The 15,820-nt window shown below is 48.0% G+C and carries 16 protein-coding genes; 6 read left to right on the forward strand and 10 right to left on the reverse strand.

From position 1 onward, the window contains the following. Nucleotides 1-26: 26 nt before the first annotated feature. Nucleotides 27-692 (forward strand): FMN reductase, encoded by a 666-nt coding sequence (locus AT687_RS07025; protein WP_014310512.1) that lies wholly within the window; start codon nt 27-29, stop codon nt 690-692. Between the two features lie 61 nt (nt 693-753). Here AT687_RS07025 and AT687_RS07030 read toward each other — a convergent pair whose 3' ends face one another. Together AT687_RS07030 and hflX are read right to left on the reverse strand one after the other, a co-directional pair. Beyond that, a complete protein-coding gene (locus AT687_RS07030) occupies nt 754-2,040 on the reverse strand; it encodes a uracil-xanthine permease family protein (protein WP_014319138.1) in 1,287 nt (428 codons plus the stop codon). Nucleotides 2,041-2,122: 82 nt separating this feature from the next. Beyond that, entirely contained in the window at nt 2,123-3,733 is a 1,611-nt protein-coding gene (hflX, locus tag AT687_RS07035; RefSeq protein ID WP_014319139.1) for a GTPase HflX, read from the reverse strand. Between the two features lie 145 nt (nt 3,734-3,878). On the opposite strand from hflX, the gene AT687_RS07040 reads away from it, so the two are divergent. Beyond that, nucleotides 3,879-4,634, forward strand: a complete 756-nt coding sequence (locus AT687_RS07040) for a hypothetical protein (RefSeq protein WP_010935065.1) — start codon at nt 3,879-3,881, stop codon at nt 4,632-4,634. A gap of 74 nt (nt 4,635-4,708) precedes the next feature. Then, nucleotides 4,709-5,233, forward strand: coding sequence for a hypothetical protein (locus AT687_RS07045; RefSeq protein WP_014319140.1), 525 nt, complete (start codon nt 4,709-4,711; stop codon nt 5,231-5,233). Nucleotides 5,234-5,241: 8 nt separating this feature from the next. On the opposite strand, the gene dapF is transcribed toward AT687_RS07045, so the two are convergent. The 3 genes from dapF to AT687_RS07060 all read right to left on the reverse strand — a co-directional run bounded on the left by dapF (nt 5,242) and on the right by AT687_RS07060 (nt 7,798). Further along, nucleotides 5,242-6,135, reverse strand: coding sequence for a diaminopimelate epimerase (gene dapF / locus AT687_RS07050; RefSeq protein WP_014310516.1), 894 nt, complete (start codon nt 6,133-6,135; stop codon nt 5,242-5,244). After that, nucleotides 6,132-7,040 carry a tRNA (adenosine(37)-N6)-dimethylallyltransferase MiaA gene (miaA, locus tag AT687_RS07055; protein ID WP_003851856.1) on the reverse strand — a complete coding sequence of 303 codons (909 nt, stop codon included), beginning with the start codon at nt 7,038-7,040 and terminating at the stop codon, nt 6,132-6,134. Before miaA ends, dapF begins: the two co-directional genes overlap by 4 nt. Nucleotides 7,041-7,102: 62 nt before the next feature. Then, complete coding sequence (locus AT687_RS07060; RefSeq protein ID WP_014310517.1) at nt 7,103-7,798, reverse strand: hypothetical protein; 696 nt, start codon at nt 7,796-7,798, stop codon at nt 7,103-7,105. Nucleotides 7,799-7,995: 197 nt separating this feature from the next. Between AT687_RS07060 and AT687_RS07065 the strand changes: the two genes are divergently transcribed. After that, a complete protein-coding gene (locus tag AT687_RS07065; protein WP_014319141.1) occupies nt 7,996-9,324 on the forward strand; it encodes a DUF349 domain-containing protein in 1,329 nt (442 codons plus the stop codon). 88 nt (nt 9,325-9,412) lie between these two features. Further along, nucleotides 9,413-10,537 carry a GNAT family N-acetyltransferase gene (locus AT687_RS07070; protein ID WP_014302037.1) on the forward strand — a complete coding sequence of 375 codons (1,125 nt, stop codon included), beginning with the start codon at nt 9,413-9,415 and terminating at the stop codon, nt 10,535-10,537. Between the two features lie 8 nt (nt 10,538-10,545). On the opposite strand, the gene AT687_RS07075 is transcribed toward AT687_RS07070, so the two are convergent. The 5 genes from AT687_RS07075 to AT687_RS07095 form a co-directional block, all read right to left on the reverse strand. Continuing rightward, nucleotides 10,546-11,184, reverse strand: coding sequence for an Rv2732c family membrane protein (locus tag AT687_RS07075; protein WP_014308423.1), 639 nt, complete (start codon nt 11,182-11,184; stop codon nt 10,546-10,548). 49 nt (nt 11,185-11,233) lie between these two features. Beyond that, nucleotides 11,234-12,784, reverse strand: coding sequence for a tRNA (N6-isopentenyl adenosine(37)-C2)-methylthiotransferase MiaB (gene miaB, locus AT687_RS07080; RefSeq protein WP_134882471.1), 1,551 nt, complete (start codon nt 12,782-12,784; stop codon nt 11,234-11,236). A gap of 156 nt (nt 12,785-12,940) precedes the next feature. Continuing rightward, the gene (recX, locus tag AT687_RS07085; RefSeq protein ID WP_014303529.1) at nt 12,941-13,522 is read right to left on the reverse strand and encodes a recombination regulator RecX; all 582 of its coding nucleotides are present in this window, start codon (nt 13,520-13,522) and stop codon (nt 12,941-12,943) included. A 37-nt stretch (nt 13,523-13,559) separates the two neighbouring features. Then, nucleotides 13,560-14,678, reverse strand: coding sequence for a recombinase RecA (gene recA / locus AT687_RS07090; RefSeq protein WP_003851873.1), 1,119 nt, complete (start codon nt 14,676-14,678; stop codon nt 13,560-13,562). Between the two features lie 255 nt (nt 14,679-14,933). Then, entirely contained in the window at nt 14,934-15,125 is a 192-nt protein-coding gene (locus AT687_RS07095; protein ID WP_010935072.1) for a DUF3046 domain-containing protein, read from the reverse strand. An 86-nt stretch (nt 15,126-15,211) separates the two neighbouring features. On the opposite strand from AT687_RS07095, the gene AT687_RS07100 reads away from it, so the two are divergent. Beyond that, nucleotides 15,212-15,796 (forward strand): biotin transporter BioY, encoded by a 585-nt coding sequence (locus AT687_RS07100; protein ID WP_003851878.1) that lies wholly within the window; start codon nt 15,212-15,214, stop codon nt 15,794-15,796. The last annotated feature ends 24 nt before the right edge of the window (nt 15,797-15,820 follow it).

Below are 15,820 nucleotides of genomic sequence, written 5' to 3' on the forward strand. Positions count from 1 at the left end.
GTGAAAGGAGAAGGTAAAAATATATTATGCGTACACTGGCAGTCATTTCCGCAGGTCTTAGCACCCCATCATCAACCCGCCAGATTGCAGACTCAATATCTGAAGCTGTAACCGCAGCAGTTTCTGCCCGCGGCGAAGCCCTCAGTGTTTCTACAATTGAGCTAAGTGAACTTATCCCAGATCTCATGACAGCTATGATTACTGGGGTACACACGACTAAATTAGAAGAAATTACGTCAGTTCTATCCGCTGCAGATGGACTCGTTGTAGCGACGCCTGTCTTTAAAGCTAGCTACACCGGTTTATTCAAGATGTTCTTCGACGTACTTGATACGGATGCACTGACCGGTATGCCCACGATTATCGCTGCTACGGCTGGTAGCGCGCGACATTCTTTGGTTCTCGATTATGCGCTACGTCCATTGTTGTCATATATGCGGGCGGTAGTAGTCCCCACTGGAGTTTTTGCAGCTACCGAAGATTTCGGTGGACCAGAAGGAGCGGAATTCAATAAACGAATCGCTCGTGCCGCAGGAGAACTTGCAAGCCTCATTGTCGAGGAATCTGGCAACGTTGGTGGACTAGGTGGCGTCACCGCTGAAGGACAAAACGTTCGTAACCGTCATTCCGGTTCCGATCCTTTGAACGAATTGACTAATTTTGAAGATATGCTTAAGGGCCACAGCGGTTAAATACACGTAAATAGCAAAATTGTGCCCGAAAAACCTCTCAGGTTTTCGGGCACAATTTTTATTAGAAACGTGCGTTGTTTCCTTCGCCCACACGAAGATACAACCACTTGAGTACAGGATAGAAAACGATAATACCCATTGAACCCCACGCGATTCCTTGAAGCTCAATCCCACCGATCACTAAGGTGAGGTTACCGATACCGGCGATAAGCGCCACGGCTGCTGCTGTGAGGTTAACTGGGTTATTGAAGTTAACCTTATTGTCTTGCCAGATACGAACACCGAGCATGCCGATCAATCCGTAAAGAACTAATGCAGCGCCACCAAGAACTCCAGTTGGAATAGTAAAAATTAGGGCTCCAAATTTTGGAATGAACGCAAGCACCACAGCTGTAAGCGCTGCTACCCAGTAGGCCGCTGTGGAATAGACTTTCGTAGCCGCCATGACACCGATATTTTCGGCATATGTCGTAGTTCCTGAGCCACCGAATGCACCGGCAAAGGTTGTTCCGATACCGTCTGCAATCAAAGCATCACCAGCTAAATCATCGAGGTTACGCCCTGTCATTTCGCTCACAGCTTTAACATGTCCAACGTTTTCAGCAATCAAAACAATAACAACTGGCAGCGTTACTAAAATAGCGTGTGTTGTGAATTCTGGCGTATGAAATTGTGGGAAACCAATCCAAGCCGCCTCCCGAACACTATCACTCGCGCCTTCAGCAAGGTTGCCGGTTATAGCGGCAAAAACCCAACCAATAATTACACCAATAAGAATGCCTAGGCGAGCAACCATCCCACGTCCGGCAACCGTAAAAAGCAAAATGCTCGCTAGTGTTACAACTGCCACTAAGGGCTGCGATTGAAAGTTTCCAGCTGCGCTTGGAGCTAAGATGAGGCCGATCAGGGCAACAATGGCGCCAGTTACTGCAGGTGGCATAACCAAATCAATTACTCTCCGGCCTGCGGATTTAACAATAAAGCCCACTAGAATTAAGGCAAGGCCAGTCGCAACAACGCCACCGAGTTGTACGCCAATCCCTTCTCCTTGAGAAGCCATCAAAGGTGCGATGAATCCAAAGGAACTTCCCAGATACGAAGGAAGACGATTTCTCGTAATAAGAAGAAACACCATCGTGCTAATTCCGGAGAATAGCAAGGTGGTGTTGACAGGAAATCCAGTGAGAGTTGGAACCAACAATGTAGCGCCAAACATAGCGATCACATGTTGCATTCCAATGCCGATGGTTCGGCTCCAACTGAGCCGTTCTTCAGGTGCAACAACTGCGCCTGGTGCGATGGTCTTGCCATCTCCGTGTAGGGTCCAACCCCAAGATGCTGTACTCACGAAACCTCATTATGGCTCCCACACAAGGAATAAAACAAATACAACATCATGGGTCTACCCCATTGCAGATGAAGTCAGGTGCTTAATCAACTCGTAGCTCACCTAGTTCCGCCGCAATAGCAGCTGGTAACCGGACGTCGATAAGCGTGCCTTCTGCTTCATATTCTTCGCTGAGAACCGTGCCATTGCTGTGGAGACGCGACACGATATCTCCCCGAGTGTATGGAACGAGCAATCGCACATGAGTATCTAGGGTATTAAGAAACTGTTCTACCCGCATTTCTAGCTCGGGTATTCCTTCTGCCGTCTTCGCAGATACGAAGACCACATCATCAAGAGCATGACGCAGCTCAGCCAAAACTAATGGGTCAGCTTGGTCAATTTTATTGATCACAATGATCTCTGGAGGCGCATCTACCTTAAGTTCACGAACAATTTCCGATACCACCGTATTTACGGCTTCGATTTGTTTGAGCGGAAATGGATCAGACCCATCAACAACATGCAGGACGAGATCAGCATCAACGACCTCTTCCAAGGTGGATCTAAACGACTCGACTAATTGAGTCGGTAGGTGACGCACAAAGCCAACCGTATCCGTAAACACAACTGCGCGACCATCTGCAAGCTCCGCACGTCGTGTTGTTGGATCCAACGTTGCAAACAAAGCATCTTCTACCAAGACACCAGCACCGGTCATTGCGTTGATAAGCGAAGATTTTCCAGCATTGGTATATCCAGCAATGGCAATTTGAGGAATCGTTGACTGCTTTCGCTGCGACCGTTTCACCTCACGAGCCGTCTTCATACCCGCGATCTCTTTGCGCAGTTTAGCCATATCAGAACGCAAGCGTCGCCGATCTGCTTCGATCTTTGTCTCGCCAGGGCCACGAAGACCAACACCGCCATTGGATCCGGCACGACCACCAGCCTGACGCGATAGCGCCCCACCCCAACCACGCACTCGAGTAATGAGGTACTCCATCTGAGCCAAACTTACTTGAGCTTTACCTTCTTTGGATTTCGCATGTTGAGCGAAAATGTCCAAAATCAACATTGTTCGATCGATGACTTTGACATCGAGAGCCTTTTCCAGAGCAATCATCTGACTCGGCGAAAGCTCACCATCGCAAATAACCGTATCGACGCCTGTCGACGACACTATTTCCTTGAGTTCCGACACCTTGCCGGAACCAATATAAGTTCCTGGGTCGGGCTTATCACGCTTTTGGTACAAGACTTCGACAACGTCTGCACCTGCAGTCTCCGCCAGCGAAGCCAATTCATTCATATTCGCTTCGATCTCTGCAGTCGTCCCCTTGGTCCACACCCCTACTAGGATGACGCGTTCCAAGCGTAACTTACGATATTCGACGTCATAACCGTCATCCTGATCGGTTGCATGGATCTCTGAGCCACGCGTCAACGATCTTAAACTCGATCGAGCTTCCAGATCTAATTCGCCGACAGTCGGTGTGTGGTCAGACACATTCGTATGACCTTCCGACACCGATTTTGTCGCAATCAAGCCAGTAAAGTCTTCGCCGTCATCCGCAGAGCGGCTCACAGGTTTATGATCGCGAAACGCACGTGCCAAAAGCTCATCATGTGAGCTATAGTTTTTCTCCCCTTGACCAGCAAGAATGTGAGACTGTGTGCCAAGTTCCGAGTTCTTAAAAGTATTATTTGTCATCGTTGTTACACATTCTTCCAGTTTCTTGATGGTGCAGCCACCTTTTTACGAGAATTCTCGCTGACAGCGAACGACCTAATCGCCCACCTCAACAAAGCCGTCTCGATGCCCGAGTTCTGGACGAGAGAAGTTACAATCGTAGATTATGAGCAATGACCTCCTCAGCATCGGAATGACCTTCGATAAATGGCAAGATGCCGTCGAAGCAGCAATTGCCACGGACAATCTCACGGTTACGGGAGAAGTACGCGGTGGACAACTCATCCAATACACCGATGAGTCTGGCGCAAACATTAACATCTTGGCCGTCGAACCGTTTGCTACTTTCGCTGGATTCCAATCCGCAACCATGACCTTTGCCCACGTTAGTATGATTAATGACGTTTTAGCATTGTGTGACATTGTGGACTACAACGGGGAATCCATCACATCTATTACCTGTAATTTGGCACAAGGACCACTTCTGGTCGACGAACCTGAGCAACGGTGGCAGCAGCTCGGTGTGACAGCGTTAGCGCACAATGTCGCACTACATGCCACTGAGTCAGAGTATCTAGCTGCCAATCCCAATGGGCACCTCGGAGAATTAATCAGTCATGGCGCTGCCATTGTTACTGAAGGAAACGGCTCTAACATCCCAGATGCTTCCGCGCATTTCGCCGCCCGAGTCTTGTCGGCGGAATACCTCACCAACACTCTTACCAGTGAACAATTCATTCATGTAACAGTTGATGGAAACTTCCCCTTCGATATTTGTTTACCCGCGAGCGTCCCACTGCCCGAACGTGACGTCATTTTAGAAGCAGATGCAGTTCTAGTCGGATCTGTCGTTATCCCACAAGGCGGCGGATGCGGCGGTGGCGGCGGCTGCGGTGGCGGGGGTTGTGGTTGCGGCCACTAGGGTTGCATTAACGAATCACATGGATTTACCGCAAGATCGTCATTGACACAACTTAATGGAAGGAGCGAGACACTATGCCAGAATTTGCTGGACTGGAAAGTTCCTCGCGGCTGCCCTGGTGGCCGTATCTAGTCATCGCTCTTTCTTGTTGTGTTTTAATTTGGCTGCTCAAAACGCCCGGCATCTTCTTGAGCATTATTCTTTTTATCGCTATCTATTACATGATCGATCATCGCCCCAACAGTGCTGAAATTGATTCTCTACGATCATCAGTCATCTTGTCTGTAGAAGATATCGAAGATATTGAGGCGCAATATAATCGCTTTGCACACGGATCAGATACTTCCAGCATTGCAGATCGCACACTAAAACGCCCCGAGCTGCTCAATACTTTTAGTACTGTTCCTGAAATTGAAAGTTTTCACTATTTGCTTTCAAATTCAGACCGTTTTCTTCAACGCGTACGTCTTCATCTCAACACGTCTCTGAATACATCTCAGTTAGAAAAGCATCTCGACATCACCGACCAGAGAGCATCTCAACTCCAACAAGCATGGATCGACGCACGCCGAGCCGCACGTCGGTACACCGAAAACTAGCTTTTAGATTAGTTTTTCTTCAGTCCGGCCAGATTGATATACCCCGAGGCCACGATTCGTGACGGACCAGTCAAAGTTGATTCATCCCCCTGAATAGTCACCCTGACTTTTCCGCCTGGAACGACTACAACCACTTCCCCATCGGCATGTCCAGCATCAGCTAATGCCGCCCGAGCCGTAGCCACAGTGCCAGTTCCGCAACTTCGCGTTTCTCCAACACCTCGTTCAAAGACACGCATATGTGTAACACCTTGAACTAAGGGCGTAGCGATTTCAACATTTACACCTTCTGGGAAAAACTTCGGGTCAAATAACGGTTTGACTAAATCAAGATTTTCAATGTCTTCTTGACCATACCCAGGAACAACACATGCCAAATGTGGGTTACCCATATCAACGCCTAAACCAGCGAATTGTTGTGACCCGATTGTGCATGTAGATACACCTGTGACTTCCGCTGAGCCCATATCAACCGTAACTTCAGCCTGTGAATCATCAAAGCTACGTACTTTGACAAAACGTGCCCCGGCGCGGGTACCTACAACAAACTCGTCTTCGTCTTTAATTCCATGAGCTCGTACCCAATGGGCAAAAACCCGCGTTCCATTGCCACACATTTGAGCAGTTGATCCATCTGCATTGTAATAGTCCATGAACACGTCAGTCGCAGCTACTCCGTCTGGAAGAGCAGCGAGAACTCCTGCTTTCAGAAGCGCTTGAGCTGTTGCTACGCGGAGAAGTCCATCGCCACCAATTCCGCTTCGGCGATCACATAGTGCGGCAATGAAATCTGGTGTGAGCTCAATTTTCGCATCTAAATCCGGGATGATAACGAAATCATTTTCCGTGCCGTGCCCTTTATAGACGGGCAACTGTGCATCGTGAGTATTCATGTAGGTCATGACAGCAATGATAACGCCATAGAGAAAGTATCTCCGCTCGCATCGATCCAATGAATTCTTGGATCGCGTTTGAACCAGCTTCGTTGCCTACGCACGTAGCGACGAGTTCCGATCTTAGTGTGCTCAATCATCTCATCAACACTCAGCTCACCAGCAAAATGTTGAAGTACTTGCGCATACCCAATGGCATGACCAGCTGTCGAATCAGCTATCAGCCCTTTTCCTACGAGGTTTTCTACCTCGTGGACAAAGCCTTTTTCAAACATCAGCTCTGTGCGAAGATCGATTCGAGGGTTAAGCCACTCTGTATTAGTTCCTAACCCAATAATCTGGGTATTCCAGCGTGGTGGAGCATTCTTAGGGGGCTGACTGGCGTTGAAGGGCTTTCCAGTCAACTCAATAACTTCTAACGCCCGTACAGTTCGACGAGGATCCTTAAGTTCAATGATGCTAGCTGCTTGAGGATCTTTTTGCGCCAATAGTGCGTGAAGCGCTTCAACGCCAACTTCATTAAGTTTTGATTCCCATTTCGCACGCACGGATGGATCAGTGGGCGGGAATTGCCAATCGTCGACAAGCGATTGCACATAAAGCATCGATCCACCAACCAAAATGGGGGTTTTGCCACGGCGTTGAATATCTTCTACCACAGCAATCGCTTGGCTTTGATAACGTGCAACCGACGCTGTTTCAGAGATATCCCACACATCAAGCAAATGATGCACAATGCCTTCGCGTTCCTCAAGTGTGAGCTTGGCGGTGCCGATATCCATGCCTTTATAAAGCTGCATCGAATCGACGTTGACTACCTCGCCATTAAGATGATGCGCTAACGATACTCCGAGCGCAGACTTACCTGACGCAGTCGGCCCAACAACCGCAATAGGTGTCGTGGGATTATCCATACGATCGGATTGCCTTTCTTTGATTTTGTTTCCCCAGAAATTGACGCAGTGCATTATTCGATTCAAGAGCATGGTTGCAATAACGCCACGTATCTGCCCACACCTAAAGTCGAATCTGACAACAGTAATTGAACCGATGAATAAGAGTACTGGAATAGCTCTAGCCATTGCGAAGGGTTAACCACCCCTGCGCGTAATAGATCATCTTTGGAAGTTGTCTTTGTCGCCGATTGCAGCCACGTTGGTTCTACGGTGTAGTTATTACTAGCTTGCGACAAACAATTCACGATTGCATCGTGGAATTCCGCAGCCTTCGGATTAAAACCCAGCGGTGCTCGCTGGGTTAGAGCGGCGGGGCCATCTACAGCATAGACAATAAGCTCATTCGGCTTAGCATCTCTTAGACCAGATCCTGTGAGCACTTCCACGTTGGAATTGTGCTCAAGGTATCTGCCTATCAAAAACCGTACGACCAGCTCTGGTAGATAATTTCCGGCTGATACGGCAGTTTTTCTTCCACCCCAAGCCCGAAACGAACCGGTATGCGCTGTGTATTCCGCATCACGTAAAGAAAAAATGATTCGAATAGTCTTCGGATTCAATTCATGCAGTATGTCGTCAACAGCAGTCCTAATGAGCTGGCTAATAGGCTCAAATGGTGAAAGTTCGGTGATTACGACTGGGCCGCTAGGAACCAAAAGTATCCACGTAGGGTCAGTGCTGAACATGTTGTGAATCACATCGGTTTCCGATCCCACAGCTATTCCTTACTCGATAATGTCCGTAATACTCAAACACTTTAATCTGCAACACGGTAAGTTTAGTGGAGTGGAATTCAGCTGCCTTTTCAGGTCGCCCACAGCTTTGCCAGATAGCATGTCAAAGTAATTGAATTGTTGATCGAACATGGCGCCGCGCCGCGCGGCACTCTAGAGCAAGTAAGGAACCACCTGTCATGAGCACCCCGCACACCCCCAAGCCAGGTCCTCGCCCAGGAGCTGTTCCAGGCCCACGTCCTGGAGCTCACGCTGCACGTAAAGTCGTAGCCCCCAATGTATCCGCGATGAACCAAGCCCGTGCTTTTGGTCGTGTTGATGATGATGGCACGGTTTATTTGATTCGCGGTGGCGAAACAAAAAAGATTGGTTCATGGCAGGCTGGCACTCCTGAAGAAGGACTTCAACACTACATTCATCGATTCGAAGATCTTGCTACCGAAGTTGCGCTCTTGGAATCTCGCCTTAAGTCTCATCCGAACGATGCTTCGCATATCAAAGAAAAAGCTGGCGAAATTCGTGATGGGCTTGACGACGCTGCGGTTATCGGCGATCTCGATTCTTTGGAAAAACGCCTAAACTCCATCATCGATGGAGCAGACTCTGCTGGAGAAAAAGCTCGCGAGCTGAAACAGCAACTACGAGAAAAAGCAATCGAGCAGAAGCAAAAGCTTGTTGCTGAAGCTGAGGAAATCGCCGAAAAATCTACCGACTGGAAAGTCGCAGGCGATCGCATTCGCGAGATTCTTGATGAGTGGAAAACTATCAAGGGAATCGACCGCAAAACAGACGATGAACTTTGGAAACTCTACTCTCGTGCACGAGACTCGTTTAATCGCCGTCGCGGCTCGCACTTTGCTGAGCTTGATCGCGGCCGTGCTGCAGCCCGCCGGATTAAAGAGGACCTCGTCGAAAAAGCAAACATCCTCAAAGAATCAACAGATTGGAACGATACCGCTCATGCGTTCAAGGAGCTCATGAACGAATGGAAGGCAGCAGGACGTGCCCCACGAGATGTTGACGACAAACTTTGGGCAGCGTTTAAGGGAGCCCAAGACTACTTCTTCAACGCCCGTAATGCTGTAAACGATCAACGCGACCGTGAGTTTGCTGCCAACGCCGAGGCAAAGGACGCGCTTATCGACGAGTACACCCCGTTGATTGACCCTGCACAAGGACTCGAGTCAGCCCGCGAGAAGCTTCGCGAACTGCAAGAAAAGTGGGAAGCTATCGGATATGTCCCGCGCAATAGCGTCCGTGAATACGAAGAAAAAATTGCTAACTTGGAAAAACGAGTTACTGAAGCAGCCGATGCACAGTGGCGACGCACCGATCCTGCTGCTCAAGCGCGCGCAGCTCAATTCATTTCTAAGGTTGAAGAATTTACAGCTCAAGCTGCAGAGGCCGAGGTGAAAGGTAACACCAAGAAAGCTGAACAGCTTCGTGCTCAAGCACAACAGTGGCAAGAATGGGCCGATGCCGCGATTAATGCTGTCGAAAATCGCTAAGAAGTAATTTCACTAGCCAGGTGCGCGATACGCGATACAGTTCCCTGTCCTAATTCTGACGTCAAGCATGCATTGATACACTCAATGCATGCTTGACGTATACGAATTTCACCGACCGAAGCCATCTTGTAATGTCGCTCTTCTAGAACCGAGTGATGAGCTTCGGTCATTCGTATTTTCCTCAAATTTGGCAGCACAGGACATTACAGGCGATATCGCAACCTCGTGCTCAGCAACCACGGTACTTGCAGCGTTACAAGGCAGTTACGCACAATACTCTCGGATCTTCGGAGTATTTTCTGTTGAGAACAATGCAGTTCAGAACAAACACAAAAATTCAATATTGAATCTTCCCTCTACAACTGACGATTCTCCTTCTGACGTTGCAGGCTTTCCCCTAGCCTATGTGGAAACTGAAGTCTACTTAGCAGCTGATACTAAAGTTCTGGCCGCAAACATCGTTCTTGATGCAGAATTACAGCCTCTCGAAGATGAGGATCTAGATGAAGAAGCACAACAAGCACTTACTCGTTGTTTCGATCTTCTTTCAGAGACAGCCCTCGAAATGCGGCGACCTATTATTCACGTGCAACTTCCCTACGGAAAAGTTGCGACGAGCGCTCATAACTTTTGTGTGAATCAATTAATGCAACACGGCTACCGCCTAGCACATGAAGAAATTCACGGTTACGTAGTAATGCCCTTGGCATTAGAGCGCGTGGAAAACATCCATACTGAATGCTTCGAGAATTCAGAATTCCCAGATGAGATCATCCCTGGGATTTTGGAACTTCTCAACCAATCAAATACTGACATCCCCACTGGTGATCTATTACGACAGCCGCAGCCATGGACTTTGCAGCGCCTTCAACAATCTGCCACAGCACATAAAAAACGAGGTAATCGAACCTTAACTACTGTTCTACGTGACGATTCTGGCTGTGTACTTGCACTATCCGAAGCGTTGCAACGTTGCCATAGCAGCGCTGATCTCGCCGAACAAGGTATAACCATCGTCGATTGCGATCACCGTAATCAGGGTTATGGCACAAGGGTTAAAGCTGCTGCTCTGAAAAATATTCACAACAACTGGCCAAAAGTGAAACGGGTGTTTAGCGACTATAGTTCGCACAACACCCGTATGGGATCAATTAACTCTCGTCTTGGTTTTCAACGAGTCTCGGCAACCCAAATTTGGCAATTGACTCTTTAAAAACGCTTTTATTTCGAACGACGCTTCTCAGCAGCTTGTCGTCGGCGGTTATCTACCAGCAAAGGGTTATTTTCTCCCCTTCGCTGATTTTGGAGATCACGTTGCACGCACGCGACCTCATCAGTTACTTCCGTAGTAGCGCGTAGGTGTTCTATCTGACGCTGTTCTTCACTCTTACTAAAAACTAGTGCAGACAAAGCGTACACCAATACGACGACTGCAAGGATTTCGATTCCGAAGCCAATTCCGATTCCGGAGAAACCTTCGTTTTCTTTACTTTGCAGGCGCATCCACATGGCAAACAAGGACATGAGCAATGCAATGCCGCTGAGCAAAAATCCAATATTTGCGGCAACCGTTCGACGAGTGAGAATTAGAAATAGGTTACACACAATTGCTGCGATAAAGCCGATAAGAACGAAAATATATTCCGCAAGCTTTACTCCAGAATCGGCTGCGGCGCTAGAAAAAGTGAGTACCTGCCATCCTTGCGCGTTTCCAGAATGCGGAAGCACTAAGCCCACAGCGAAGAGCGTCCACGCACCAATCAACAACCATTGAATTCGCCCTACATGAACGAATCGTGCAGCTTGAATCTCTTTGATTCTTAATTCCTGTTCGGTAGCAGATCCAGACGATTCGCTCATGTTCTTCTCCTTAGAATTAATAACGCTCTAGGTTACTGCCACATTACAGCTAACAGCCACATCCACTGCTTTTCGACGTTTCTGAACGCTTTTGTGCCGGAGAGCCAATGGACGGTAGACCCAACCCAACGCCTACCGGAGCAGTCGTGGGAACTTTACCGGCTGCACTCATATCGCCTGCTTTTGTACGGCGATGCTGTAAAACACCCGAGTCTGCAATCAGGAAGAATGGCTTTGCCTCAGTTACTACTGTGGTGATCACATCTCCTGGTCGAATATCTCCATCAACATGTCCTTGTGGATCGAAATGCACTAGACGGCCATCACGAGAACGCCCAGTCATACGGTGAGTTTTATCATTTTTTCGTCCACCGGATGCTTGGACAAGCAGTTCAACCTCAGTACCGATTAGCTTTGCATTTTCTTCAGTACTAATGCGTTCTTGCAGCGCAAGGAGTCGTTCATATCGGCCTTGGACTACCTCTTTAGGAACCTGATCAGCATAGTCTGCTGCTGGAGTACCAGGGCGAGGGCTGTATTGGAAAGTATAAGCGCTAGTAAAACGTGCTTTTTCAACTACATTCAGCGTCTCTTGGAAATCCTCTTCGGTTTCTCCGGGAAAACCTACGATGATGTCAGTGGTAATAGAAGCATGCGGAATCTTTGCTCGCACTTCCTCGAGAATCCCTAAAAATTTCTTTGAACGATAAGACCGACGCATTTCCTTCAAGACTTTGTCGGAACCAGATTGGAGCGGCATGTGGAGCTGTGGGCACACATTGGGGGTTTCCGCCATAGCGTCAATCACATCATGCGTGAATTCTGCGGGATGAGGACTGGTGAAACGTAGACGTTCAAGACCTTCAATCTTTCCGCACGCGCGCAAGAGTTTAGAGAATGCAAAGCGATCGCGCTGGATATCAGGATCAGAGAAGTTCACACCATAAGCATTGACGTTTTGGCCAAGAAGGGTAACTTCACTGACTCCTTGATCAACGAGAGCTTGTACTTCCGCCAAAATGTCACCTGGTCGACGGTCGACTTCTTTGCCACGAAGCGATGGCACGATACAGAAAGTACAGGTGTTGTTACATCCGACCGAAACCGATACCCAACCTGCATATGCTGACTCACGTTTTGCAGGTAGTACTGATGGAAATTGTTCGAGCGAGTCAACAATTTCCACCTCGGCGCGTTTGTTGTGCTCGGATCGGCTCAAAAGCGATGGCAATGCTCCCATATTGTGAGTACCAAAAACCGCATCGACCCAAGGAGCTTTAGCAACCACCGTGTCTTTGTCTTTTTGAGCCAAACATCCGCCAACGGCAATTTGCATGCGAGGGTTCTTTTCCTTCACCGACCGCAACTGCCCTAGGGTGCCATACAGTCGCTTATCTGCGTTTTCTCGCACCGCACAGGTGTTAAATACGACAAGATCTGGCTCTTCACCATCAGCCACCGCGTGATATCCGGCTTCTTCTAACAAACCAGATAGACGCTCCGAATCATGAACGTTCATTTGGCAACCGAACGTTCTTACTTCAAAGGATCTTCCCTGACCTACATTAGGTACGCGGTGAGACTCTATATCGTTAAACATTTCTTCTTTCGCAGTACGCTCAGAGGAAGAACCAGAATCGTTAATGCCTGAATTAGTGTTTTGTTCGGTTGCAGATGACACGAGCAGACATTGTACAAGCTCAATGTGACACGAGCACAATTGTGGATCTTGAATTTTGTGACGTTACAAGAGGAACTAATGCCTTATTTCATCAATTCTTGCATCGATTGCTTCTCGCGCTATCTCTAATGCCATCGACTGTGAAAATCCCCGCCGTGCCAAAACCCCCACTGTACGGCGCAATACTTTTTGGTACTCCGGATAGTCACAAGGTTCTTTCTTTAATGATCGAACCTTTTTATAGGCGAGTTCTCGTGCAATATCTTGCTCATCTTCGGGCTGGATATCTCCTACCACGTCTGCAATGATCTCGGATTTTATTCCTTTATCTCGAAGTTCCCGCGTTAGGGCTTGCCGAGATTTCCCGCGACGTTGGCGACGCTGCCGTACCCATTCCCTAGAAAAATTCTCATCATTAAGCAAGTTTGCTCGAACCAGATCTTCAACGACATATTCGACGATGTTTGGGTCAAAATCGGCTGAGATGAGTCGATTGGTGAGTTCGTAAACTGATCGTGCCCGTTGGTCGAGAAGCAGAAGCGCGCGCTTGCGCACCTTTGCTTTTTCTTCTTCAAGTGCATAATCGAACAAGTCACTGTTTGATGCAGAAAAATTTTGAAGAGCGGCTTTCAGCTGCGCAATCTTTTCAGACTGCACAGCTGAAGCATTGCCACTATGAGCAGAATCAGATTGATTAATCGTCATCTGAGTCATCGAAATCTACGTTAGGAACCATGTCTACTGGATCATCAGTCAGCGCATCGTCAGCATCCTTCAATGCAGCGTATTTTCCAATATGAAGCGCTCTGAAGATCTTGTCTTCAATCTCATCGGCCAGTTCTGGCGTTTCTTTAAGATAGAGACGTACTTTTTCTTTTCCTTGTCCGAGCTGGTCGCCTTCATATGTGAACCAAGAACCAGATTTTTTGATAATTCCGTTATCAACACCCAGGTCAATAATCGAAGATTCTCGTGAAATTCCCTCACCGTACATGATGTCGAATTCTGCGATCTTAAACGGTGGCGAAACCTTATTTTTGACCACTTTCAAGCGAGTCCGGTTACCAATGGCATCTTGACCATCTTTAAGTGTCTGAATCCGTCGGACATCACACCGAACTGAGGCATAGAATTTCAAGGCTTTACCACCGGTCGTTGTTTCGGGCGAACCGAACATAACACCGATCTTCTCACGAAGCTGGTTAATAAAGATTGCCGTAGTGCCTGAGTTATAAAGCGCACCAGTCATCTTACGGAGCGCCTGACTCATCAACCTAGCTTGAAGGCCAACATGGCTATCTCCCATTTCGCCTTCAATTTCCGCCTTTGGAGTCAATGCTGCAACCGAGTCGATGACAATGATGTCAATAGCACCAGAACGCACAAGCATATCTGCGATCTCCAAAGCCTGTTCGCCGGTATCAGGTTGAGAAACAAGCAATGCATCAGTATCTACACCCAGTTTGCGTGCGTAATCAGGATCTAGAGCATGCTCAGCATCAATAAAAGCCGCAATACCTCCGGCTTTTTGAGCCTGCGCGATAGCATGCAATGCGACGGTGGTCTTACCCGATGACTCCGGACCATATACCTCAACGATACGTCCACGAGGAAAGCCGCCAATTCCTAAAGCTACGTCGATAGCAGTGTTACCGCTGGAGATAGCACTAATCGGCGGACGATTCTCGTCACCAAGACGCATAACCGCACCTTTACCAAAATCTTTTTCGATCATCGCAAGAGCCGCATCGAGCGCTTTCTTGCGATTATCTCCAGTTGGTTGCTGCGTCTTACTATTTTTTCTTGGCGCCATGATGGGTGCTCCTTTTCTTGTTTCTTTAAAACTTGTTCTCTGTTTATTTAGACGTATTCACTCACCCAAAAAGATCCACGGGGTGAAAGAAGGGGTAAATTCTACGTTTGTACGGCGATCCGCCCCAACGAACGGTATTGACTATAAGTCTTTAATCCAACGTCACCAGTTACAACAAACCAGAATACACGAATACATGTTCGACAAAAAATCTTTAGGCACCTCGAACAAAAATCGTCATATCAATAACAAGAACTAACGACGCTGTTCAGGAATCTTAAAATCATCGCACAAATCAAACCAGACCTGCCTTAGGTCAATCTCGTGTTCGATACTATCTTCGACGGTTTTTCCGGTTCTGCTCAGTACATGTGAGTGGACGATCCATGCGCCCTTCATCTGCCCAAACTCCTCTTCAAGCTTCTGATAGAAGGCAGTCAATCGCATTGGTCTTCCTCGATATTCTCGTCGGTATGGCTATTGCAACGTTGGATATATGACGCAAACTCCACAACGCAGTACAGTATCTGCTTGTGTCTACATCTTATTCATCTCAAAGAAAACTTCTCGATCTCGCTTATATTGCAGTGTTTGCTGCACTCATCATCGTGTTCGCGTTTGTGTCAATTCCAGCAGGCGCCGCAGGCGTGCCCATCGTAATGCAAAATGCCGTCATCGTGCTTGCGGGTCTCATTCTTGGAGCACGACGAGGATTTCTTGCCACTGCACTGTTTCTCACCCTAGGCCTCATCGGTCTGCCGGTTCTAGCAGGTGGTCGTTCTGTCCTCGCTGCGCTTCCTGGACCAACCGTTGGATATTTGGTGGGCTACTTGGTATCAGTACTGGTTGCCGGCGTAGTTGCCTATAACGCACCAAAGCAACCAAAACCGCTTGCTTTTGTCTCTTTCCTTGTAGCTGCGTTATTGGCACTTGTCACCCAATACGCATTGGGCACGCTAGGACTCATGCTTCGCGCCGGCATGGACTTCAATAAGGCACTGCTCGTCAACGTTCCTTTTATTGGCCCCGACGTTATTAAGATGGTGGTAGCAGTTTTCATTGCAATCGGAGTCCACGCAGCATTCCCCGATCTAAGAACTTCATTCAAAATGAAATAATATGTAAAAGCAGCGGTACCTTAT

The sequence above is a fragment of the Corynebacterium diphtheriae genome (genome assembly GCF_001457455.1).
GTDB classification, from domain to species: Bacteria; Actinomycetota; Actinomycetes; order Mycobacteriales; family Mycobacteriaceae; genus Corynebacterium; species Corynebacterium diphtheriae.